The sequence below is a fragment of the Spiroplasma sp. ChiS genome (assembly GCF_002968355.1).
Taxonomy (GTDB): domain Bacteria; phylum Bacillota_I; class Bacilli_A; order Mycoplasmatales; family Mycoplasmataceae; genus Spiroplasma; species Spiroplasma citri.
In genome coordinates this window covers 1-995 of record NZ_PUUH01000182.1, presented here as the reverse complement: position 1 = coordinate 995, position 995 = coordinate 1, and the positions used below count along the sequence as shown (strand labels likewise).

At 25.2% G+C, this 995-nt stretch carries 2 protein-coding genes; both read right to left on the bottom strand.

The window, feature by feature from the left end; genetic code table 4:
- Positions 1–122: 122 nt before the first annotated feature.
- Complete coding sequence (locus C6B38_RS05035) at positions 123–797, bottom strand: hypothetical protein (protein ID WP_146693320.1); 675 nt, start codon at positions 795–797, stop codon at positions 123–125.
- Positions 769–995: hypothetical protein (locus tag C6B38_RS05030; protein ID WP_233485548.1), on the bottom strand; the 227-nt coding region annotated here is incomplete at its 5' end. The genes C6B38_RS05035 and C6B38_RS05030, both read right to left, overlap by 29 nt.

Below are 995 nucleotides of genomic sequence, written 5' to 3'. Positions count from 1 at the left end.
AATAATACAATTGCACTTATTATTAAAATAGCACCCAATCCTCAAATAAATACTTTGCGAATTAATAACAAAATTTCTGATTTATACTCTTTTAAATCCATTTATAACACCTCACTTTCTTTCTATACTTCTTGTCGTAAAATACGAACACTATTAATTGTTATATTGGTACCAGTAGAACCATTAGTTAAATAAACCCGACCATTAGAGTTATATAAGGCAATGCTATAAGGGATTTTATCTAAATCATCAATAAAACAATCTGCTTGTCGTTTAATAAGAATATTTTCGTGGCGATCAAGGATATAAGGTGGTTCAAGTTTTAAACTTCCTTCAACATTTTTACGAATAGTTGGTGATAATCTAACGTCATAACGATATTTTTCTGAAAATTCAGGAATATCAATATAAGTTGAACTATCAGGTGTATATGATATCGGTACTTTTTCTCATTTAATTTTTTTATTTATTTCAAACACTCATTTTAACATTTGGTCAATAGTATCTTTTAAACCTTTATTTAAAGATAATTTATTATTTTCAATATTAAATTCATCTGATAATAATAACTCTAAACTACCATTATCTTTTTGATGTAATGGGGCATTAACTGTTATTGAACTACCACTTTGTGCTTTTTTAACAATATATTTTCCATCTTCTTTATCAATATAATCTTTATTTAAATCACTATCTTTAATAACATCAGATGGTATATCACCGCCTTGTTTTGCTTTTCATACATTATTTTCATAATAAATCGTGTTATTATCAAAAGGAACTGATAACATTATCAAAAGGAACTGATAACTCATTATTTTTATTTTTAATAATTGCTTTATTATCAATTTTAGTTTTTTCTTCTATTAATGCATCAACTTCTAATTGTGTATAATATGCTTCTAAATCTATCATTGTTAAATCAATTCCTTTTTCTTCAAAAGTGCGAAACATTTTCTTTAAAGTTGTTAGATTAGCCAATGATTTTGCATAAG